Source organism: Zoogloea sp. GDB6 (assembly GCF_056724105.1).
In genome coordinates this window covers 5121168-5140557 of sequence record NZ_CM161497.1, presented here as the reverse complement: position 1 = coordinate 5140557, position 19390 = coordinate 5121168, and the positions used below count along the sequence as shown (strand labels likewise).

General features: G+C 69.1%; 21 protein-coding genes. 8 read left to right on the top strand and 13 right to left on the bottom strand.

Annotation, left to right across the window (positions count from 1 at the left end):
• The first annotated feature begins 96 nt into the window (after window positions 1–96).
• Window positions 97–423 (top strand): thioredoxin TrxA, encoded by a 327-nt coding sequence (gene trxA, locus AC1PQG_RS23400; protein WP_481116337.1) that lies wholly within the window; start codon window positions 97–99, stop codon window positions 421–423.
• A 158-nt stretch (window positions 424–581) separates the two neighbouring features.
• Here trxA and AC1PQG_RS23395 read toward each other — a convergent pair whose 3' ends face one another.
• On the bottom strand, window positions 582–806 hold the full coding sequence (locus tag AC1PQG_RS23395; RefSeq protein ID WP_481116336.1) for a hypothetical protein: 225 nt from the start codon (window positions 804–806) through the stop codon (window positions 582–584).
• A 229-nt stretch (window positions 807–1035) separates the two neighbouring features.
• Window positions 1036–1929 carry a tetratricopeptide repeat protein gene (locus AC1PQG_RS23390; RefSeq protein ID WP_481120129.1) on the bottom strand — a complete coding sequence of 298 codons (894 nt, stop codon included), beginning with the start codon at window positions 1927–1929 and terminating at the stop codon, window positions 1036–1038.
• A 316-nt stretch (window positions 1930–2245) separates the two neighbouring features.
• On the opposite strand from AC1PQG_RS23390, the gene AC1PQG_RS23385 reads away from it, so the two are divergent.
• From AC1PQG_RS23385 to AC1PQG_RS23375, 3 genes are all read left to right on the top strand, one after another.
• Window positions 2246–4639 (top strand): penicillin-binding protein 1A, encoded by a 2394-nt coding sequence (locus AC1PQG_RS23385; RefSeq protein ID WP_481120128.1) that lies wholly within the window; start codon window positions 2246–2248, stop codon window positions 4637–4639.
• Between the two features lie 5 nt (window positions 4640–4644).
• Window positions 4645–5541, top strand: a complete 897-nt coding sequence (locus AC1PQG_RS23380; RefSeq protein ID WP_481120127.1) for a ketopantoate reductase family protein — start codon at window positions 4645–4647, stop codon at window positions 5539–5541.
• A 178-nt stretch (window positions 5542–5719) separates the two neighbouring features.
• The gene (locus AC1PQG_RS23375) at window positions 5720–6031 is read left to right on the top strand and encodes a BON domain-containing protein (RefSeq protein WP_481120126.1); all 312 of its coding nucleotides are present in this window, start codon (window positions 5720–5722) and stop codon (window positions 6029–6031) included.
• Between the two features lie 222 nt (window positions 6032–6253).
• On the opposite strand, the gene AC1PQG_RS23370 is transcribed toward AC1PQG_RS23375, so the two are convergent.
• From AC1PQG_RS23370 to AC1PQG_RS23360, 3 genes are all read right to left on the bottom strand, one after another.
• On the bottom strand, window positions 6254–6664 hold the full coding sequence (locus tag AC1PQG_RS23370) for a response regulator (RefSeq protein ID WP_481120125.1): 411 nt from the start codon (window positions 6662–6664) through the stop codon (window positions 6254–6256).
• A gap of 9 nt (window positions 6665–6673) precedes the next feature.
• Window positions 6674–6943 (bottom strand): hypothetical protein, encoded by a 270-nt coding sequence (locus tag AC1PQG_RS23365; RefSeq protein WP_481120124.1) that lies wholly within the window; start codon window positions 6941–6943, stop codon window positions 6674–6676.
• Between the two features lie 62 nt (window positions 6944–7005).
• On the bottom strand, window positions 7006–7347 hold the full coding sequence (locus AC1PQG_RS23360) for a BON domain-containing protein (protein ID WP_481120123.1): 342 nt from the start codon (window positions 7345–7347) through the stop codon (window positions 7006–7008).
• 218 nt (window positions 7348–7565) lie between these two features.
• Here AC1PQG_RS23360 and AC1PQG_RS23355 point away from each other — a divergent pair, with 218 nt between their 5' ends.
• On the top strand, window positions 7566–8201 hold the full coding sequence (locus AC1PQG_RS23355; RefSeq protein WP_481120122.1) for a response regulator: 636 nt from the start codon (window positions 7566–7568) through the stop codon (window positions 8199–8201).
• A 28-nt stretch (window positions 8202–8229) separates the two neighbouring features.
• On the opposite strand, the gene AC1PQG_RS23350 is transcribed toward AC1PQG_RS23355, so the two are convergent.
• The gene (locus tag AC1PQG_RS23350) at window positions 8230–9624 is read right to left on the bottom strand and encodes a CHASE3 domain-containing protein (protein WP_481120121.1); all 1395 of its coding nucleotides are present in this window, start codon (window positions 9622–9624) and stop codon (window positions 8230–8232) included.
• Window positions 9625–9762: 138 nt separating this feature from the next.
• On the opposite strand from AC1PQG_RS23350, the gene AC1PQG_RS23345 reads away from it, so the two are divergent.
• A complete protein-coding gene (locus tag AC1PQG_RS23345; RefSeq protein WP_481120120.1) occupies window positions 9763–11691 on the top strand; it encodes an AsmA family protein in 1929 nt (642 codons plus the stop codon).
• Window positions 11692–11835: 144 nt separating this feature from the next.
• On the opposite strand, the gene ahbB (AC1PQG_RS23340) is transcribed toward AC1PQG_RS23345, so the two are convergent.
• The 5 genes from ahbB (AC1PQG_RS23340) to AC1PQG_RS23320 are packed head-to-tail and all read right to left on the bottom strand — an operon-like array spanning window position 11836 to window position 15350.
• On the bottom strand, window positions 11836–12333 hold the full coding sequence (gene ahbB, locus AC1PQG_RS23340; protein WP_481120119.1) for a siroheme decarboxylase subunit beta: 498 nt from the start codon (window positions 12331–12333) through the stop codon (window positions 11836–11838).
• Entirely contained in the window at window positions 12330–12821 is a 492-nt protein-coding gene (locus AC1PQG_RS23335; protein WP_481120118.1) for an Lrp/AsnC family transcriptional regulator, read from the bottom strand. Before AC1PQG_RS23335 ends, ahbB (AC1PQG_RS23340) begins: the two co-directional genes overlap by 4 nt.
• A complete protein-coding gene (gene ahbB / locus AC1PQG_RS23330) occupies window positions 12818–13807 on the bottom strand; it encodes a siroheme decarboxylase subunit beta (protein WP_481120117.1) in 990 nt (329 codons plus the stop codon). Before ahbB (AC1PQG_RS23330) ends, AC1PQG_RS23335 begins: the two co-directional genes overlap by 4 nt.
• A gap of 14 nt (window positions 13808–13821) precedes the next feature.
• Entirely contained in the window at window positions 13822–15000 is a 1179-nt protein-coding gene (locus AC1PQG_RS23325) for a cytochrome D1 domain-containing protein (RefSeq protein ID WP_481123055.1), read from the bottom strand.
• Window positions 15001–15002: 2 nt separating this feature from the next.
• Window positions 15003–15350: a c-type cytochrome gene (locus AC1PQG_RS23320; RefSeq protein WP_079435143.1), complete on the bottom strand. Its 348-nt coding sequence runs from the start codon at window positions 15348–15350 to the stop codon at window positions 15003–15005.
• A gap of 145 nt (window positions 15351–15495) precedes the next feature.
• On the opposite strand from AC1PQG_RS23320, the gene AC1PQG_RS23315 reads away from it, so the two are divergent.
• A complete protein-coding gene (locus tag AC1PQG_RS23315) occupies window positions 15496–16104 on the top strand; it encodes an IMPACT family protein (RefSeq protein WP_481123054.1) in 609 nt (202 codons plus the stop codon).
• 59 nt (window positions 16105–16163) lie between these two features.
• Here AC1PQG_RS23315 and AC1PQG_RS23310 read toward each other — a convergent pair whose 3' ends face one another.
• Together AC1PQG_RS23310 and AC1PQG_RS23305 are read right to left on the bottom strand one after the other, a co-directional pair.
• Window positions 16164–16478 carry a c-type cytochrome gene (locus AC1PQG_RS23310; RefSeq protein ID WP_481120116.1) on the bottom strand — a complete coding sequence of 105 codons (315 nt, stop codon included), beginning with the start codon at window positions 16476–16478 and terminating at the stop codon, window positions 16164–16166.
• Between the two features lie 62 nt (window positions 16479–16540).
• Window positions 16541–18262 carry a cytochrome D1 domain-containing protein gene (locus AC1PQG_RS23305; protein WP_481120115.1) on the bottom strand — a complete coding sequence of 574 codons (1722 nt, stop codon included), beginning with the start codon at window positions 18260–18262 and terminating at the stop codon, window positions 16541–16543.
• Window positions 18263–18414: 152 nt separating this feature from the next.
• Here AC1PQG_RS23305 and cobA point away from each other — a divergent pair, with 152 nt between their 5' ends.
• Entirely contained in the window at window positions 18415–19320 is a 906-nt protein-coding gene (cobA, locus tag AC1PQG_RS23300; protein WP_481120114.1) for a uroporphyrinogen-III C-methyltransferase, read from the top strand.
• Window positions 19321–19390 lie beyond the last annotated feature (70 nt).

Sequence of the window (19390 nt, the reverse complement as noted above, 5' to 3'; positions counted from 1 at the left end):
ATTCGGGTTTTGCCTGTTGAATCAATAAAACGCGAACAATAGACTGGGGGCCTTCCGGTTCAAGACACCGGTTTCCCCTCTTCAACGGAGTACAGCATGAGCGACGCAATCAAGCACGTTACCGATTCTTCCTTCGAAGCCGATGTCCTGCAGTCGGCAAAGCCGGTTCTGGTCGATTACTGGGCCGAGTGGTGCGGCCCCTGCAAGATGATCGCTCCGGCGCTGGACGACGCGGCCGTGACCTTTGCCGATCGTCTGGACATCGCCAAGATCAACATCGACGAGAACCAGCAGGTGCCCAGCCAGTATGGCGTGCGCGGCATCCCGACGCTGATGCTGTTCAAGGAAGGCCAGGTCGTGGCGACCAAGGTCGGCGCGCTGTCCAAGTCCCAACTGGCTGCCTTCATCGAAGCCAACCTGTAAGACTGTTTTGCCGGCGGGCTGCGGCCCGCTCGCTGGCGGCGACCTGTGGTGAGTCGCCGGCAGCACAAAAGACAAAGGCCCGTCCAATGGACGGGCCTTTGTTCTTCCTGCGGGTCTTGCCGGGATGGTCTCCCGCAAAACCCGCGGCACAAGCTGTCTTACTTGGCAGCTTCGGCGGGAGCGGCAGCGGGAGCAGCGGCTTCGGCCTTCTTCGCAGCAGCCTTCTTGTGCTTCTTCTTGGCCGGGGCCTTCTTGGCGGGAGCCGGGGCAGCAGCCGGAGCGGCGGCGGCAGCATCAGCGGCCGGGGCGGCAGCGGGGGCTTCGGCCAGGGCGACGGAAGAGAAGGCAGCGGCGATAGCAAGAGCGACGAGCTTGTTGATCATGGAAGTTCTCCTTGAACGGTTGATCTTGTAAGGCACCGTCGAAATGCGGTGCCTGCCTGTTCAAACGCGCCTAGCTGACTGGCGTTGACACGAATGTGGCCGTTTTTTCATTGAAATGGCAGATCGCGTCATAAGCGGGCCGCATGCCTCTCAAGGAAACGTCGGACCGCCCTGGCTTGCCTTGTCCCCCATAGGGGGTGGGCAGGGTGCGGCCCGACCCTGGGGATGCTCAGTTCCAGTCGCTGTCGCCGCCCGAGCTGTCGTCCCACGACGAGTTGTCTGAGACCCCGAAGTCGGTGCCGCCCATGTCGTTGCGGTCGATTTCCGGTGTGCCCAGGTCCAGGTTGCCCAGGTTGCTGTTGTCCGGTGACGCCGGGGTGTCGCGCGGCACGGGCTTGCCGTCCTTGTCGAGGAAGTGGTGCATCAGCGCCTCGCCGGCCACCATTCCTGCACCGACCGCCGCGCCGGTGGCGAGGCCACCCATGACCCGCGAGCCGAGGCCGGGCTGGCTGGGGGCCGGGGCGCCGCCGTAGCCGCCGGCATAGCCTCCGCCGCTGCCGCCACCATAAGGGGCGCCACCCGCGCCATAGGGCTGCAAGCCGCCACTGCCGTAGGCCGCGCCGCCCATCGCCGGCTCCGCGTTGCGGCGTGCCATGAAGCGGGCCACGAAGACGATGAAGGCGATCAGCCCGACGCCGGTCAGCAGCAGGCCCCACGGGACGGAGGAGTGGGCGACGGCGGGTGCGGCCGGCTGAAACGGGGCGGCGCTGGCGCCACCTCCTGTCGTCTTGTGGCTGCCGCCGAGGATGTTCTTCAGCTCCTGCACGGCCTGGGGCTTGGCGAAGGGCAGGCCGGGGGCCAGCTTCTCGGCTGTTTGCAGTTCGCTCTCGGCCTTGTGCAGCTGGCCTTGCTTGGCGAGCAGTTCGGCTTCCACGTAGTGGGCCTTACCGCTGTTGGGGTGGGCCTGCAGGACTTCGCGCATCATCGACTGGGCGTCGTCCAGCTTGCCCGCTTCGGCGGCCTGGTAAACCTGGTGCAGGCTGGGTTCGGCGGCGAGGACGGAGCCACTCATGAAGGTGGTGGCGGCAAGCATAATCAGGCCGATCAGGGTTTTTCGGGACATCGAGGTTTCCTTCCTGTCGTTCCGGGTTCGCGGGGGCGCAGGGTGGCGCCCGAGGGCATCGTCGACCGACGGTACCGTGCATGTCGCAAAATAGGGACGCAAGGAGCCGGACTCAAGATGGGTTTTGCAACAAAACGTGTGCTGCAGTGCGGTGGGCGGGGCGCCTGCCGGCGTGTGAACGCGCCATGGGCAGCCTGCAGCATGGGATGGCAGTGAATTCGTCGGTGCCGCATTTCCGCCACACATGGGCGGCGAAGGGGTGCCCGATCTGTGTTAAAACGCCTTCCACCCGAACACAGTTCGTGATTCGCCCCTGATGCCGCTACCCGCTCTTTCCGCCTTGCTGGCGCAGGCCGTCGCCCGCGTCCGTCCCCTCGTCGAACGTCTGCGCCATCCCACCCGTCGTGGCGTGCTGCTGGCCGTGGCCGCACCGCCGGCGCTGCTGCTGGCCTACGCGCTGATCCTGATCCCCTTCACGCCGGGCATCAGCGACATCCGCAAGGCCAAGGTGGAGCAGCCGGCGCGGGTGCTGTCGGCGGACGGCAAGGAGCTGGCGGTGTTCAAGTGGGCCAACCGCCAGTGGGTGGGGCTGGCCGACATCTCGCCGCAGGTCACCGCAGCGCTGATCGCTACAGAAGACCACCGTTTCTACGAACACCACGGCATCGACTTCTACCGCCTTGGAGGTGCCGCGCTGCGCACCTTCTCCGGCGACAAGCAGGGCGGCTCGACGCTGACCCAGCAGCTCGCCCGCAACCTGTTCCCCGACGATATCGGCCGCGCGCCGACGCTGACCCGCAAGCTGAAGGAGGCGATCACCGCGCTGAAGATCGAGGCCTTGTACTCCAAGGACGAGATCCTCGAGACCTATCTCAACACCGTGCCCTTCCTCTACAACGCGTGGGGCATCGAGATGGCGGCGCGGACCTACTTCGACAAGTCGGCCAAGAACCTCGACGTGCTCGAGAGCGCCACGCTGGTCGGCATGCTGAAGGGCAACAGCTACTACAACCCGGTGATCAACCCGGAGCGCGCAGCGACCCGCCGCAACACCGTGCTGGCGCAGATGGCCAAGCACGGCAAGCTCGACGAGAACCGCCTGGCCGGGCTGCAGAAGAAACCCCTGCGCCTCGACTTCGAGCGCCAGCTGGAGGCGCCCGGCGCCGCGCCGCACCTCGCCCAGCAACTGCGCAAGTGGCTGATCGCCTGGGCCGACCGCAACGACTACAACGTCTACGCCGACGGCCTGGTGGTGCGCACCACCATCGATTCCCGCCTGCAGGCTCAGGCCAACCAGGCCGTGCAGCGCCGCGGCCGCCAGTTGCAGGCGCTGGCCGATCAGGCGTGGAGCGGCCGGCGTGGCTGGACCGGTAGCCCGGAGCTGGTGGACGCCTTCATCAAGGAGTCGAAGGAGTATCGCAGCGCGCTGGCCGCCGGCCAGACGCCGGAGGATGCCCTCAAGCGCCTGCGCGCCGACCGCGCTTTCATGGACGCCCTGCGCCGCGACAAGACCCGCGTGCAGGTCGGCTTCATGGCGCTCGACCCGCGGGACGGCCAGGTGCGCGCCTGGGTCGGCAGCCGCGACTTCGTGCAGGACCCCTTCGACCACGTGGCCCAGGCGCGCCGCCAGCCCGGCTCGACCTTCAAGCCCTTCGTGTATGGCGCAGCCTTCGAGAAGGGCATGAGCCCGGACGACACCATTGTCGACCAGGAAGTCGAGATCCCGCTGCCCGGCGGCGAAGTGTGGCGCCCCAGCGACGACGGGCCGCCGAGCGGGCAGGCGATGAGCCTACGCGATGGTCTGGCCTATTCGAAGAACACCATCACCGCCCAGCTCATGCAGAAGGTCGGTCCGGCCCGCGTCGCCAAGCTGGCCAAGGCGATGGGCGTGCGCCAGAGCGTGCTGGAAGAGGTGCCGTCGCTGGCCCTTGGCACCAGCCCGGTGACGCTGAAGGAAATGGTCACCGCCTACGGCAGCATCGCCAACGGCGGCAGCTTCATCGAGCCGATGCTGGTGACCCGCGTCGAGGACAGCGAGGGCAAGGTGCTCGAGGAGTTCGCCCCGGCCACGCCGCAGGAAGTGCTGCCACCGGCCACCGCCTACACGCTGCTCGATGTGATGCGCGGCGTGGTGAACCGCGGCACTGGCGTCGGTATCCGCAACCAGTTCGGCATCCGCGCCGACGTGGCCGGCAAGACCGGTACCACCCAGGACAACACCGACGGCTGGTTCATCCTGATGCACCCGCAGCTGGTGGCCGGTGCCTGGGTCGGCTTCAACGACAACCGGGTGACCCTGCGCAGCGACTACTGGGGGCAGGGCGCCCATAGCGCGTTGCCGATCGTCGGCGACACCTTCAGCTACGCGCTGCGCACCCGTCTCATCGATCCCAAGGAGCGCTTCGAGTCGAAGGCCCAGCCGGGCCTGCTGGCGCGAGCCTGGGAATGGCTGTCGACGGGGCTGCGCGACTGGTGGCAGGGCCTGTTCAAGCGGCCCGAGCCGGCGCCCGAGGCGCCACCGCACCGCATCAAGCCGGTCGAGCCGGAGGCTCCGCCGCCGGTCCCAGCGGTACCGCCACCCGATGAGCCGCTGCCCGTCCCGGCGCTGCCGGAGACGCCGCCCGACAGCACGCCGCCGGCCCCACCCACCGACACGCCGGCAGCGCCGCCGCCGACGGTGCCCAGCCTCGACCCGTCGTCCGGGCACTGAGCGGTATGGACAGCGTCCATCGGCCTGCCCGTTTTCCGCTGGCGATCATCGGCGCCGGTGCGCTGGGCCTGCACTTTGCGGCTCGCCTGGCGGCGCAGGGGCCGGTCGCCGTCGTTGCGCGCAACGAGCAGCGGGCGGCTGTGTTGCGGGTCGGCGTGGACATCGGCGCGCAGCGTTACGTGCCGGACGTTTTCGCGCCGGAGGACGCGCCCGCAGCCGACTGGGTGCTGGTCCTCGTCAAGGCCGCCGACACTACGGACGCGGCCCGCACGGCGCGGGGGATGGCACCGCGCGGCGTGCTGTCCCTGCAGAATGGCCTGACCGGCGAGATGCTGGCCGCGGGCTGCGGCGCCATCCCGGCCGACCAGGGCATTACCACCGAAGGGGCCTTCCGCGACGGTGGCCGCGTGGTGCCCGCCGGCGCGGGGGAAACCCTGTTGCCACCGGGCTTCGAGACCGTTGCGGCGGCGCTGGTGGCAGCCGGCTTCAGCGCTCGCGTCGAGCCGGACATCGCCGCGGCGCGGCTCGCCAAGCTGCTGGTGAATGTGGCCATCAACCCGCTGGCGGCCCTGTTCCGGGTGCCCAACGGCGCGCTGCTGGAGGCGCCGCACCGGGGGTTGCTCGATGCGCTGGTGGACGAGGCCTGGCCGGTGCTCCACGCCGCCGGCCTGCAAGTCGACGCCAGCGCAGCGCGGGCGCGGGTACACGCCGTGGCGACGGCCACCGCCGGCAATCGGGCCAGCATGCTGCAGGACGTACTGGCCGGCCGGCGCACCGAGATCGACGCGATCACCGGCACGCTGCTGGCTATGGCGGCTGCCCAGGGGGCAGAGCTGCCGACGCACCGGGCGGTCTTCACGCTGGTGAAGTGCCTCGAAGGCCGTGCCGTGGCCTCTTCCTGAGCCTCGCGTACCGCTACCGGCCGTAGTGCAGGCAGGATTCCTCCTACATCGCTATCGGCTGCGTCGGACAGGGCGAGACCACGCCGGGCGCCTATATTCAAGTCACCCTGATCGACATCGCATGCCGGGCACATCCGGTGCCCGGCGCTCCGCGATGCCACATTTCAAGGAGGCAGCAATGAAGCACACAATCGCCACGCTTGCACTGTCCGGCCTGCTGGGTATTACCGCCGTGGGTTGCGCGGTGACCCGCGAACAATCCACTGTCGGTGAATACCTGGACGACGCGACTATCACCACCCGCGTCAAGGCCAAGTTCGCCGAGGATCCGAAGGTGAGCGGCATGGCCATCGGGGTGGAGACCCTGAAGGGCGTCGTACAGCTGTCCGGCTTTGCCAAGACCAGCGTCGAACGCGGCCGTGCCGAAGAGATCGCCCGCAATACGCCGAGCGTGAAGGGCGTGATCAACGACATCGTCATCAAGCCGTGACGCTTCCACGGCCTGGGGTGGCCTGATCGCCCCAGGCCGTGGAAGGCCCCCAAAAAAAGACGCCAGCGCTCGAAGAGTCGCTGGTGCTTTTTTGTTGGCAGCCACGGGCGTGCCGTGGGTCAGCCCCGAGCGGCGCAGGGCGCCGAGGTGCCGACTACGAACAAAGACCATGGGGGGGCTAATGAATTTGCCCCCACAGGGGAATGAGGGGGAATGCGTCGATCAGCCGGGGCGAGGGCCGGGCTCGTCGGCGGCGGAGTGCACGTAGGCGAGCAGCTCGTCGAGCTGGAAGGATTTGTCGAAGAAGGCCTGCGCACCGAGCATCTGGCAGCGCTCGCGGACAAGAGGATGGGTATGGTTGGAGAACACCACTGCCCGCGGCGTGTCCGCACAGGCCGGCATGTCCCGCAGCGCGGCGAGTACCTTGAGGCCGGTGCCGCCGCGCAACTCCAGGTCGATGATGGCCAGGTCGGGGTGGAGCCGGCGCAGGAGGTCGATGGCTGCCGGCTCGCTGTCGGCGGAGCCGATGATTTCGACGTCGCCGCTATCCGCCAGCATCTCGGCGAGCAGGTCGCGCAGGGCGACCGAATCCTCGATCAGCACGACTCGCACGGGCCTGTGGGCGCTGGCCATGATGGGGACTCAGTAAAGGGTTTCCGGAGGGGCTTCCGGGGTGCGGCATTCCCGCAGTACGCCCCAGGCCGACGGGCCGAGCATGCGGTACACCGCGCCGATGTCACGCACGCAGGGCTCCGGCGGGTTGATGGTGGGCACATGGTTGCTGTTGCCGAACAACATGCCGCCGCACAGCAGCAGGCTGCCGAGCAGGCTGGCATGCACGGTCCAGTCCCATTCGCCGGGCGGTGCCCAGGCGTGGCCGCGTTCGAGGCGGGGGAAAGTGGCGTGGGTCATGGTCGTCTCCAGGAAGAGTGGGACGGAGGGCGGCAAGCGGCCGGGCTGGCCGGCCGCCGCGTTTAACGCTGGATGATGATGTCGTTCCTGACATCCTTCACGCCCTGGGTGGTCCGGGCGATTTCCTCGGCGCGCATCTTCTCCTTGGCCGACGGCGTGAAGCCGGACAGCTGGACGACGCCGTTGTGGGTCTCGACGCCGATCGCGGTGATCCGCACGGTCTTGTCCTCGGCGTGGCGGGCCTTGACGTTGGCGGTGATCGACGCGTCGTCGATGAACTGGGCGGTGGCGGACTTGTCCGTCTCGTGGGCGACCGACTGGGGTTCGGCGGCCTGGACAAGGCCGGCGGCGGCCAGGCTCAGGGTGGTGGCGACGAGCAGTCGGGTGAAGGGCTTGCTGTACATGGCGGTTCTCCTTGCATATCGGGTGGGTATGTCCGGGAGGCGGCCGTGACTGCCGCGCTTCCACGGTTTCCACTCTATGCGGCGGCTGCGCAGCGGGCTGTCCGACAAGGGCGGAAAGGCGTGTAGGACTGCGCTGGCAAGCATGTCGGAGTCCATGGGCTGTGCCGTGGGCAGCGGCTGGCTACAATGGAAACTGTCGAATGTGCTGAAAGGACGCCATGCTCCGCCTGGCCATCGTGGATGATCACAGCATCGTGCGTGCCGGCTTCCGGGAAATGCTGGTGGACGAACTGGGTATCAGCATCGCCTTCGAGGCGGCCTCCGGCGAGGAGGCGCTGGAGAAGCTGCGCGAGCAGGAGTGCGATGTGCTGCTGCTCGACTTGTCCCTGCCGGGCAAGAGCGGCGTCGACGTGCTGCGCGTGGTGCGCCAGCGCCATGCGGACCTGAAGGTGCTGGTGCTCAGCGGTTTTCCGGAGGAGCGCTACGCACTGCCGATGCTCCGCCACGGAGCCAACGGCTACCTGTGCAAGGACTGCGAACGGGACGAACTGCTGAAGGCCATCCAGACGGTGGCACGGGGGCGGCGCTACATTTCGGGCCGCACTGCCGAGCTGCTGGCCGACGACCTGGCCGGGGAGTCCTCCGCGCCGGCCCACGAGAGCCTGTCGGAGCGGGAGCTGCAGGTCTTCCTGCGGCTGGCCCGCGGCGAGTCGGTGTCGGGCATCGCCGAGGCGCTGAACCTGAGCGTCAAGACGGTCAGCACCTATCGTTCGCGCCTGCTCGAAAAACTGGCCCTGGCCAGTAATGCCGAGCTGGCGGCCTACGCGCTGCAGCACGGCCTGATGGTGGCCTGACGGGGTGCCGCTGCGGCACGTTGCTGCGTCAGGCCGGGCGGGGCTGCAGCGGCATGCAGGCCTCGATCGTGCAGCCCTTGCCCGGTGCCGCCGCCACCGTCAGTCGGCCGCCGAACATCTGCACCCGGTGCCGCATGCCAGCCAGGCCGTGGCGGCCCTGCATCGGCGAGTCGGCATCGAAGCCGACGCCGTCGTCGCGGATCCACAGTTGCAACTCGCCGTCGACCACGTCGAGGCCGAGTTCCACGTGGGCGGCGTGGGCGTACTTGCGGATGTTGGTGAAGGCTTCCTGGGCGATGCGGAATACCGCCAGGGCCTGGTCCTCGGTGGGCTCCGGGTCCGCGTCGGGCAGCAACAGTTCCACCGGGACTTCGTGGCTGAAGTCGTCGGCGAGGGCGCGCAGCGCCTCCACCAGGCCGAGGCCCTGCAGCAGCGGCGGGCGCAGGTCATCGATGAGGCGCCGCTTGAGGGTGATGCCGGAGCCGATGGTGTCTATGAGGCGTTTGAAGCGGCCGCGGATGTCCTGCCCGGCGCTCGGGCCGAGGCTGCGCAACAGCCATGCCGCGTCCATGCGGGCGGCGGTGAGGAGGGCGCCCAGCTCGTCGTGGAGCTCCCGCGCCAGCCGGCCGCGCTCCGCCTCGCGGGCATTGGTGAGGTAGCTGGCCAGGTCGCTCAGCTCCCGCGTGCGCTGGCTGACCGTCGATTCGAGCATGCTGTTCTCGTCGGCCAGCAGCCGGGCGATGCGGGTCCGCAGGCGGGCCTGCTGCTGCTGGACGCCGAACAGCATGATGAGCAGCCCGAGGGCGCCGACGGCGAGGGCCGTGACGGCCGTCTGCATGTGCTGCAGGCGCTGCAGGGAGTCGCGGGTCAGTTGTGCGTTGCTGACCGCGCGGCGCTCGTGCAGCGTGGCGATCGACAGGCGGATCTGATCCATGAAGGCCTTGCCGGGGCCTGCCTGCTCCGGGCTGCCGGTGTCCTCGATGTCGCCGGAGGCGACGGCCTGGGCCAGGTGACGGCGCTTGAGGGTGACCAGTTTCTTGAGGACCTCGAACTCGTCGCGGTCGGCGCTGTCGGCTGGGAAGTCCGTTTCCATCGCGGCCAGCAGGCGGCCGACGCGGGCCTCGCTGTCCCGGTAGGGTTCCAGGTAGTCGTCATTGTGGGTCAGTATGTAGCCACGCACGCTGCTTTCCGCATCCACCACGGTCAGCAGCAACAGGTCCAGGCGGTCCAGCCGAGCGCGGTTCTCCTGTACGGCATGGACGGCCTCGAGGCCCAGGCGGGAGTGGTCGCGGCTGGTCGCCAGCAGTGTCAGCACGATGGTGCAGCCAGCCAGCAGCAGCGCGAAGGGCCAGTAGCGCAGGGCCCGCATGTGCGCCCGCAGGTCGGCGAAACGGGGTTTTCCGCTGGAAAGGGGATTGGGCATGATTTCTACAGCCGGCTGGAGGAGGCGCGGGGCGGGTTTTCCTGCCATCGTGCGCGTGCGTGTCGGACAGTGCCGGCGGGGTGACGGTTCCTGCCGGGCCGCCGCGCGGGCGGGTGGGACGGGACGAGGGAAATGCAAATGACAGAAGCCGAACGTGACAATCTGCCGCCACCGCGCCGACGGCGTCGCCGATGGGGGCTGGCGGTGCTGGCGGCGGCGCTGCTGGGAATGTTCCTGTTCGACTGGAACATGCTGCGCGGGCCTATTGGCGACATGGTGTCGGCCCGCCTGCAGCGCGGTTTCCGCATCGCCGGGCCGCTGGACGTGCAGTTGTGGAGCCTGACGCCGTCGGTTTCGGCCGGCGACGTGCAGCTGGACAATGCGAGCTGGGGTAAGGCACCGCAGATGCTGACGGTGCGGGAGGTGGCGGTGAGCGTCAACCTCATCCGCCTGCTGCGCGGCGAGCTGGTGCTGCCGCGGCTGGAGATCGACGGGCCGCGCCTGCAACTGGAAGAGGATGCCCACGGGCAGGGCAACTGGCGACTGGGTGCCCATGCCGATGCCGCGCCGGTCGCACCGCGGCTGCGCGTCGGCACCTTGCTGATCCGCGCCGGTGAGGTGTCGGCCAAGTTGCCGTCGCTGCAGACCGACCTGCAGCTGAGCATCGCCTCCGACGTGGTGGCCCGCCGCGTGCGTTTCGGCCTTGCCGGCCACTGGCACGGTCAGGCCGTGCAGGCCGAGGGTCAGGCCGGCAGCCTGCTGGACCTGGAGCGTGCCGACCAGCCCTACCCGGTCGAGGCCAAGGGCTCCCTGGGGGCGACCCGCTTCACGCTCAACGGCCGGGTTGCCAACCTGCTGGCCCTGGCCGGGCTGGACGTGGATTTCAGCCTGTCCGGGCGCAGCCTGGCGGAGCTGTATTCCCCGACCGGGGTGCCGCTGCCGGCCACGCCGCCGTTCCGGCTGGCGGCGCGCCTGTTCCATCAGGACCAGACCTGGACGTTCCGCGACATCGACGGGCGGGTCGGGCGTACCGACATGGCCGGTACGCTGAACATCGACCGCCGCGCGCCACGCCAGCGCATTGCCGGCACGCTGCGTTTCCGTCGCCTGGACCTGGCCGACCTGTCCGGCTTCATCGGCGCCCGCCGCGAATCCGGGCAGGTTGTCGCACCGCGGCCGGGCAAGGTCCTGCCGTCGCGGCCGCTGGGCCTGGAGAAGATCGCTGCGGCGAACGTGGACGTGGAATTCGTCGCCGACGAGATCCGCAGCAGCGGCCTCCCCCTCGATACGGCGGCGGGCCGGCTGCGCATCGACGACCGGCTGGTCAGCCTGTCGCCCCTCAAGCTGGGGCTGGCCCATGGCCGCGTGGAAGGTTCGCTTGAGCTCGACACGCGTCAGGCCGTGCCGGCGGCACGCCTCGACATGCAGGCCTCGCGCCTGCGCCTGCGCGACCTGATGCCCGCCGAGGACACCCGCAAGCTCACCACCGGCCTGCTCGGCGGGCGGGCCAAGTTGGCCATGCGCGGTGTGTCGGTGGCCGAGCTGCTGGGCAGCGCCGATGGGGAGGCGGCTTTCGTGATGAACGGCGGCAGCACCAGTCTGCTGCTGGTCCGCCTGGCCAACCTGGACGTGGCCAACGGGCTGATGGCCTGGCTGGCCGGCGGCCAGCGGGAGGACATCCGCTGCGTGATCGGCGATTTTCGCGCCCAGGCCGGCGTACTGAAGACCCAGAGCCTGCTGATGGACAGCCAGCGCATGCTGATCCGCGGCGAGGGCACAATCAGCCTGCGCGACGAGGCCCTCGACCTGCACCTGCGTGCCGCCGGCAAGGACGGCAGCCTGCTGGCCCTGCGCGGGCCGCTGAAGGTGGAGGGCAGCTTTGCCGCGCCGTCGGTGACGCCGGAGGTGCTGCCGCTGGGCGGCCGCATCGCGGCCAGCGTGGGCCTCGGCCTGGTGCTGCCGCCGCTGGCCCTGCTGCCCCTCGTGCAGATCGGCGACACCGGCAGCGGCGACAACCCCTGCGGGGCGATGCTCGCGCGGGTCGGCGCGAAAGTGCGCCAGCCCTGACGGTGGTCGGGCACGGCCTTGGGGGCGCAAGCGCCGGGGCTGGCTTCAGGAGATACCGGCCCGGCCGCCGGTTTGCGGGAAGGTTTGCCTGGATGGCGGGCCTGCCGGTGCGGGCTTGAAGCTACGCCTGCGCGGCCAGCCGGCTCAGCCGTCGCCGCCGATGCGCAGGCCGGTCTTCTTGAGGATGGCGCTGGAGAACAGCACGTCGCGGGCGCGGCAGGTGGTGCCGAGCAGCGTGGCGATTTCCTCCACGTGGGCCAGCACCGTGTCCCGGTCGCGCCCGTGCACCATCGCGAACAGGTTGTAGGGCCAGTCGGGCAGCGCCCGCGGGCGCTCGTAGCAGTGGGTCACGAAGTCGAGGCGGCCGACCGCTTCGCCGAGTTCGCCGATGCGGGCGTCGTCCACGTCCCACACCGACATGCCGTTGGCGGTGTAGCCGAGGGCGTAGTGGTTGGGTACCGCGCCGATGCGGCGGATGCGTCCGCCCTGCAGCATGGCGGCGAGGCGCGTCCTGACCAGCGCCGCGTCGACGCCGAGCTGTTCGGCCAGCGCGTCGTAGGGGCGGGGCACCAGCGGCAGGCCGGCCTGGGTGGCGATGATCAGGCGGCGCTCGAAATCGTCCGGCGGCAGGGTAGTGCTCATGCCTTCAGCCTCATGTCCACGAAGAACTCCCGCAGCTTGGGAAAGGCGAACACCGGCAGGCCGGTGGCGGCCTCGATGCGCGCCGTGGCGGCGGCGATGCCGTCCGGCGTCTCGGTGGCGAGCACGAACCACATGTTGAGGCGGTGCTCGCGCCGGTAGTTGTGGGCCACCTCGGGCAGCGCATTGACCGCCGCGGCGACCTCGTCGAAGCGTTCTTCCGGCACGGCCAGCGCGGCCAGCACGAAGCGCCCGCCGAGGCGCTCGATCTGGAACATCGGCCCGAAGCGGGTCAGCACGCGGGCGTCGAGCAGGCGCTGCAGGCGGGCGAGGAGGTCGGTCTCGGTGGTGCCGAGTTGTGTGGCGACTTCCCGGTAGGGCTCGTCGCTGATCGGAAAACCGCCCTGCAGCGCGTTGATGATGCGCCGGTCGAGCTCGTCGAGGACGGCCGGTGGCGGGCGGCGGGATGGGGCGCTCGAAGGGGCGTTCATGCGGCGGCGAGCCCTTGCGGCGCTTGGTAGCGGGCGCCGCACTGCTTGTAGCAGTCGGTGGAGAACAGCACCGCGTGCGGGAAGGCGGCCAGGCCGACGGCATCGGCCAGCTCGGCACGGCGCGCTTCGACAGCGGGGCGGGATTGACCGTGGATCATGCAGAACAGGTTGTAGGGCCAGTCGGAGGCGGTGTGCCGACGGTAGCACAGGCTGACCCCGTCCTGGCCGGCGAGGGCCTGGCCGAGGGCGCTGACCTGCGCCTCCGGCACCGCCCACACGCACATCGCGTTGGCTTGCCAGCCCAGTTCCCGGTGCCGCACGACGACGCCGAAGCGGCGCAGCGTACCGTCGGCGAGCCAGCGTTCAAGCGTGGCGAGCACGGCGTCTTCGCCGAGGCCGGCGGCGTGGCCAAGGGCGCGGAACGGCCGGGCGACCCACGGCAGGCCGTCGTGCAGGGCGTCCACCAGGCGCCAGTCGGCATCGCTCAGCGGCTGACGCGGGCCGGTCGATGCGGCATGGCGGGTGCGTCGGCCACTGGCCAGGTCGAAACCCAGGTCGATGTGGAATTCCTCGAGCAGCGGCAGGGCGATTGGCGGGCAGCCGGTGGCGGCGCCCATTTCGGCGAGCAGCGCGGCCAGCGCGGCCTCGTCGTGGGCGCTGGCGACGAACCACAGGTTGTAGCGGTGTTCGCGCCGGTAGTTGTGATTGACGCCGGCGAAGGCGCTGACGATGCGCGCCACGCGGGGCAGTTCGTCGACCGGCACGGCCATTGCGGCGAGGGTGCTGGCGCCGAGGCGGCGCGGCGCGAACACCGCGCCGACCCGGCTGATCTTGCCGGCGTTGCGCAGGCCGGCCAGGCGCGCCATGGCTTCGTCGGCGCAGCAGCCGACCTGCGCGCCGACCCGCGCCCAGGGCTCGGGTGTGAGCGGGAAGCCGCGCTGGAAGTCGTTGAGGAGCTGGAAGTCACGCGGGTCGGCGGTGATCATGGCCAGGCTCCGGGTCAAAAGCCGATGCGCTGGGCGCGGGACGTGAAGAAAATGCCCGACGGCGCGTCGGCCGGCAGTTCCTTGCGCACCGCGAAGCTGGCGGTGTCCACCACCGTGACCCGGTTGCTGTCCCGCGAGGACAGCCACACTTCCTCGCCGCGTGGCGTGAATTCCAGGTGCAGCACGGCCTTGCCGGGGCTGAAGGTGTGGATCACGCGCTTTTCGATGGTGTCGATGACCTGCACCCACTCGTTGTCGGGGAAGGCGAAGTTCACCCACACCTGGCGGCCATCCGGGCGCGCCATCACGAACACCGGCTGGCCCTTGACCGGGATGCGCGCCGTCTCCTGCCAGCTGCGGGCGTCGGCGACCAGCACCTCGTGGTGGCCGACGGCTGGCAGCCAGGCCTGCCCGGCGGCCAGCGACCAGCCGCGCAGGTGCGGCATCTTGAAGACCGGCAGCTTCTCCTCGCCGCGGCCGTAGCCGGACAGGATCTTGCGGCTGCCGGCTTCCGGGTGCCACAGGTCGAGCAGGGAGATGCCGTCCTCGCCGAACAGGCCGGCCAGGAAGTAGCGCCCGTCCGGCGTGACCAGGCCGTCGTAGGGCTGCTTGCCGGCCGGGTAGCGGGCGGTGACCGGCTTGCGCGGGTCGCTGAAGTCGCTGACCCAGATCTCGTTGGCATCGAACAGGGCGTAGGCGAAGCGCTGGCCCGGCACGTCGGCCAACCCGACGACGCGGGAGAACTTGCCCGGCGCGTATTCGGCGGGGACCTCGGCGAGCAGTTCCAGCGTGTCGGCGTCGAAGGCCTTGATGCCGCCCGGCTCGTAGTTCTGGGCGACGATCAGGCGGCCGTCCTGGGACACCGAGCCGCCGATGGAATTGCCGGCCTGGATGATGCGCTTGGCGATGCGGCGGGTCAGCAGGTCCACCTTGGTCAGTCCGCCGTCGCGGCCGAACACGTAGGCGTAGCGGCCGTCGCGGGAGAAGACGACGTGGGCGTGGGACAGGTCGCCGAGGCCGTCCACGCTGCCGAGGCTGCTGTCGTGGCTGTGTTCGACGATCTGTACGCGGCCGGCGGCGCGTTCGATGACCACGCCGAGATCGCCGGTGCCGCGCAGCTCGGTGGGCGCGCTGGCGCAGGCGCTCAGGGCAAGGGCGGCGGCGAGGGTGCTGAGGGAGGTGAGGAGGCGCATGGTCATTGCAGGCTCGGGAAGCCTTCCTTCAGGCGGGCGACGATCCAGCTGGCCTCTGCTTCGTCCATGAAGCGGTTCCAGCCGGGCATCGCGGTACCGGGGCGGCCGTTCAGGATGGTGGCAACGAGGGCTTCGTCGGGCAGTTCGGCGAGGCGTTCCGGCAACAGGGCCGGGCCGAGGCCGCCAGCCAGGCGCATGCCGTGGCAGGAGCCGCAGTCCTGGCGGACCATGTGCACCAGCGTCTGCTGGCGCTCCGGCGTCGGTGCCGGCTCGGCGGCGGGGGCGGCGCTCACCGCCAGGGCGGTCAGGCCGAGCAGCACGGCCACGTGGATCAACAACGAGCGGTCCATCGCAGAACTCCTTTTGACGACGCCCTCACAGTAGGTTGACGCGTCAGCAGGGTCATTGATGGGCATCAAGAAGGCCGGGCCGGTGGGCGCTCGCCGGCGCTTGGCCTTATCCTTGCACCCCGTCCCGCCGCTTGCCCGTCGTCCGATGCCCCAGACCCTCGCCGCTGCTGCTCACAGCGAACTGCTGATCAAGAAGAGCCGCTTCCTCGGCTGCGTGCAGCCGATGGCCGACCGCGCCGAGGCCCAGCGCGTGGTGGTGGCGCTGAAGGCGGCCCATCCGGGCGCCGCCCACGTGTGCTGGGCGTTGCTGGCGGGCGGACAGTCGGCGGCGGTGGACGACGGTGAGCCGAGCGGCACGGCCGGGCGGCCGATGCTCGACGTGCTGCGCCACCAGGACCTGGAAGGCGTGCTGGCGACGGTGGTGCGCTACTACGGTGGCGTCAAGCTCGGGGCTGGCGGCCTGGTGCGGGCCTATACGGACAGCGTGGCGCAGGCGTTGCTGGTGGCGGAGAAGGTGGCCATCGTGCGCAGCACATCGCTGCGTTGTGCGGTGCCCTATGCGCAGGAGGGCCTGGTGCGGCGGGCGCTGGACGGCGCCGGAGCGGTGCTGCTGGGGGTGAACCACGGGGAGCAGGTGGACTTCGCCTTCAGCCTGCCGGTGGATGCGGCGGCCGAACTGGTGGCCCGCCTCGACGAAGCCTGCCATGGGCGCCTGGTATGGTCGAGCGAGGATCAGGGGCAGGAAGGAAAATGATTGAGGGGGCGCATGAATGCGCCCCCTCAAGTCACCCCATCCCCTGGTTACGAGACTGCTCAGCCCTTCAGGACCCAGCCCAGCACGTCCTTCAGTTCGGCGTCGCTGATCTTTTCGGCCGGGTTGGGCGGCATCGGGATCTGGCCCCAGTTGCCGGAACCGCCCTTGCGGACCTTGTCGGTCAGCTTGGCGATGGCGTCGCCCTGGCCCTTGTATTTGGCGGCGACGTCCTTGAAGGCCGGGCCGACCAGTTTCTTGTCCATCGAATGGCAGGCCAGGCAGCCGGCCTTCTGAGCGACGGCGGCCGGGTCGGCGAAGGCGCTGCCGCTGGCGGCGGTGGCCAGCAGGGCGAGCAGCAGGAAGCGTTTGTTCATTTCTTGTCTCCTTGGCGAAGGTGCCGCCACCCGGAAGATCCGGGGGCGGCTGCTCACGATGCTCAGTAGATGTCGTGCTGCGTGTTGTAGAGGTTGAAGTGGCCGGTCGGCGTGATGATGCGCGGATCCTTGATGACGGTCTTCAGTTGCAGGGTCTTGTCATCCACGACGACGATCGCCGATTCCTTGTTCTTGGCGCTCCACACCGAGAACCACACTTCGTCGCCCGCCTTGTTGTACTCGGGCTGAACCACGCGCTTGGCGCCGTCGTCCTTCAGGCCGGCCCATTCGCCGATCGGCAGCGTCTTGTAGCCAGCGGCGAGGTTGTTGACGTCATACACCACGATGGACTGGGAGATCTTCGGATCCGGGTTCAGCGGTGCGTCGGAATACAGGTGCTTGGACTTCGGGTGGCTCTTGATGAACAGCGCGCCTCCGCCCGGGCCCTTCAGCGATTCGACCATCTTCCAGGCGTACTGCGGGTGCTTGGCCGGGTCGGTGCCGATCAGCGCGATGCTGTCGTCGCCCAGGTGGCCGGTGGACCACACCGGGCCGTACTTCGGATGGATGAAGTTGGCGCCGCGGCCCGGGTGCGGGATCTTGCCCACGTCGATGAGGCCGGCCAGCTTGCCGTCCTTCATGTCGATCGCGCCGATCTTGTTGGACTGGTTGGCGGCCACCATGAAGTAGCGCTTGCTGCTGTCCAGACCGCCGTCATGCAGGTACTTGGCGACCGGGATCTCCTTGGTGGAGACGGCGTTGAGGTCGGTGTAGTTGACCAGCAGGGTCTTGCCGGTTTCCTTCACGTTGACCAGGAACTCGGGCTTGAAGTGGGACGCCACGATGGAGGCGACGCGCGGCTCGGGGTGGTATTCCTGATCGCCGACGGTCATGCCGCGGGTGGCCATGATCTTCAGCGGCTCGAGGGTATCGCCGTTCATGATCACGTACTGGGGCGGCCAGTAGGAGCCGGCGATGGCCAGCTTGTCTTCGTAGCCCTTGAACTTGGAGGTCTCGACCGAACGAGCCTCGAGACCGGTGCGGATCTCGGCGACGTTGTCGGGCTTCTCCATCCACAGATCGATCATGTTGATCTTGGCGTCGCGACCGATCACGAACAGGTAGCGGCCGGAGGCGGACACGCGGGAGATATGCACCGCGTAGCCGGTCTTGATGACGTTGATGATCTTCTTGGTGTCACCATCGATGAGCGCAATCTCACCCGCGTCGCGCAGGGTGGTCGAGAAGATGTTCTCGATGTTGTAGTTGTTCATCTTCTTCTTCGGCCGCTGCTCAGGCGGAATGATGACCTTCCAGGTCGCCTTCATTTCCTTCAGGCCGTATTCCGGCGGCTGCGGAGGCGTCTGCTGGACGTAGCGGGCCATCAGGTCGACGGTGTCGTCGTCGAATTCACCGGAGGTGCCCCAGTTGGGCATGCCGGCGGGAGAGCCGTACTTGATGAAGACCTTCAGGTAGTCGGTGCCCGAGGCCAGCGTCTTGTCCGGTGTCAGCGGCTTGCCGGTGGCGCCCTTGCGCAGCACGCCGTGACAGCCGGCGCAGCGTTCGAAGTAGATCTGGCGCGCCTTGTCGAACTCCGCCTTGGTCATCGGCGGCGCTTTCGGGTTGATATCCTGGTACATCTCCACGTTGGCCAGCGGCGATCCAGCCGCCTGGTACTTGGCGGCGGGATCGTTCGTCGATGTCTTCGGCTCTTCCGCGAAGGCGTGCGACAGGGCCAGCGGCAGCAAGGCCACGGCAATCGCTCCGGTTTTCCACATACTCATCGTGCATCTCCCTTTATGAACCCAACGAGCGGCCTATCCCGCTTGCGGCGAAGAGTGCGCTTCCGGGCTATTCCCCTTCCTTGACTCGGGTCAAGTTCGAAAAAGGTGGCCGGCTGATAGATTGCGGCCGTCATGATTCCGGGAGTTCCGCCATGCCTCCGTCCGCCACCGCCAGCTTCGGCCTGCCTGCCGCCGGCACCCTGCGTGCCTTTCTCGATCAGCTCGTCGGTGGCCGCGGCAGCGCCCCGGCCGAGACCTTCAAGCCGCTTGCCAGCGGCATCCGCCCGGCGGGGCGGGTGGCGCTGGTCGGGGCCGGGCCGGGCGACCCCGAACTGCTGACGCTGCGCGCCGCGCGGTTGATCGGCGAGGCCGACGCGCTGGTGGTCGACCACTTGGTCGGCGACGGCGTGCTGGATTTCGCCCGGCCCGATGCGGAGCGCATCTACGTCGGCAAGGAGGCCGGCCATCACACCTTGCCGCAGGAGGACATCAACCGCCTGCTCGTCGAGCTGGCCCGCGACGGCCGCCGGGTGGTCCGCCTGAAGGGCGGCGACCCCTTCATCTTCGGGCGCGGCGGCGAGGAACTGGAAGAACTGCTGGCCGCCGGCATCCCCTTCGAGGTGGTGCCGGGCGTCACCGCCGCCTGCGGCGTGGCGGCCTACGCCGGCATTCCGCTGACCCACCGGGATTACGCCCAGTCGGTGGTGTTCGCCACCGGCCACCGCCGCGCCGGCGAGTCGGCGCTGGACTGGACGGCGTTGGCGCGACCGCATCAGACCGCGGTGATCTACATGGGGGTCGGCATGCTGTTGTCCCACTGCGCGGCGCTGATCGCCCATGGCCGTTCCCCGCAGACACCGGCGGCGCTGGTCGAGAACGGCACCACGCCGCGCCAGCGCATCGTCACGGCTACCCTCGAAACCCTGCCGGACAAGGCCACGTTGGTCGGCATCCGCCCGCCGGCGCTGCTGATCGTCGGCGAGGTGGTTAGCCTGGCCGGCAAGCTGGCCTGGTTCGACGCCGCCATGGCGGAGGCCGGCAGCGCCGTCGTGGCCTAGCGCCGTAAGCTTCCGCTACCTTCTAACCGGGATATGCACATTATTGGTGCATATCCCGGTGTCCATTCTG

Excerpts from the sequence above, each read along its gene's own strand:
- trxA (WP_481116337.1), top strand. The coding sequence starts at position 97 with ATGAGCGACGCAATCAAGCACGTTACCGATTCTTCCTTCGAAGCCGAT.
- AC1PQG_RS23395 (WP_481116336.1), bottom strand. The coding sequence starts at position 806 with ATGATCAACAAGCTCGTCGCTCTTGCTATCGCCGCTGCCTTCTCTTCC.
- AC1PQG_RS23390 (WP_481120129.1), bottom strand. The coding sequence starts at position 1,929 with ATGTCCCGAAAAACCCTGATCGGCCTGATTATGCTTGCCGCCACCACC.
- AC1PQG_RS23385 (WP_481120128.1), top strand. The coding sequence starts at position 2,246 with ATGCCGCTACCCGCTCTTTCCGCCTTGCTGGCGCAGGCCGTCGCCCGC.
- AC1PQG_RS23380 (WP_481120127.1), top strand. The coding sequence starts at position 4,645 with ATGGACAGCGTCCATCGGCCTGCCCGTTTTCCGCTGGCGATCATCGGC.
- AC1PQG_RS23375 (WP_481120126.1), top strand. The coding sequence starts at position 5,720 with ATGAAGCACACAATCGCCACGCTTGCACTGTCCGGCCTGCTGGGTATT.
- AC1PQG_RS23370 (WP_481120125.1), bottom strand. The coding sequence starts at position 6,664 with ATGGCCAGCGCCCACAGGCCCGTGCGAGTCGTGCTGATCGAGGATTCG.
- AC1PQG_RS23365 (WP_481120124.1), bottom strand. The coding sequence starts at position 6,943 with ATGACCCACGCCACTTTCCCCCGCCTCGAACGCGGCCACGCCTGGGCA.
- AC1PQG_RS23360 (WP_481120123.1), bottom strand. The coding sequence starts at position 7,347 with ATGTACAGCAAGCCCTTCACCCGACTGCTCGTCGCCACCACCCTGAGC.
- AC1PQG_RS23355 (WP_481120122.1), top strand. The coding sequence starts at position 7,566 with ATGCTCCGCCTGGCCATCGTGGATGATCACAGCATCGTGCGTGCCGGC.
- AC1PQG_RS23350 (WP_481120121.1), bottom strand. The coding sequence starts at position 9,624 with ATGCCCAATCCCCTTTCCAGCGGAAAACCCCGTTTCGCCGACCTGCGG.
- AC1PQG_RS23345 (WP_481120120.1), top strand. The coding sequence starts at position 9,763 with ATGACAGAAGCCGAACGTGACAATCTGCCGCCACCGCGCCGACGGCGT.
- ahbB (WP_481120119.1), bottom strand. The coding sequence starts at position 12,333 with ATGAGCACTACCCTGCCGCCGGACGATTTCGAGCGCCGCCTGATCATC.
- AC1PQG_RS23335 (WP_481120118.1), bottom strand. The coding sequence starts at position 12,821 with ATGAACGCCCCTTCGAGCGCCCCATCCCGCCGCCCGCCACCGGCCGTC.
- ahbB (WP_481120117.1), bottom strand. The coding sequence starts at position 13,807 with ATGATCACCGCCGACCCGCGTGACTTCCAGCTCCTCAACGACTTCCAG.
- AC1PQG_RS23325 (WP_481123055.1), bottom strand. The coding sequence starts at position 15,000 with ATGCGCCTCCTCACCTCCCTCAGCACCCTCGCCGCCGCCCTTGCCCTG.
- AC1PQG_RS23320 (WP_079435143.1), bottom strand. The coding sequence starts at position 15,350 with ATGGACCGCTCGTTGTTGATCCACGTGGCCGTGCTGCTCGGCCTGACC.
- AC1PQG_RS23315 (WP_481123054.1), top strand. The coding sequence starts at position 15,496 with ATGCCCCAGACCCTCGCCGCTGCTGCTCACAGCGAACTGCTGATCAAG.
- AC1PQG_RS23310 (WP_481120116.1), bottom strand. The coding sequence starts at position 16,478 with ATGAACAAACGCTTCCTGCTGCTCGCCCTGCTGGCCACCGCCGCCAGC.
- AC1PQG_RS23305 (WP_481120115.1), bottom strand. The coding sequence starts at position 18,262 with ATGAGTATGTGGAAAACCGGAGCGATTGCCGTGGCCTTGCTGCCGCTG.
- cobA (WP_481120114.1), top strand. The coding sequence starts at position 18,415 with ATGCCTCCGTCCGCCACCGCCAGCTTCGGCCTGCCTGCCGCCGGCACC.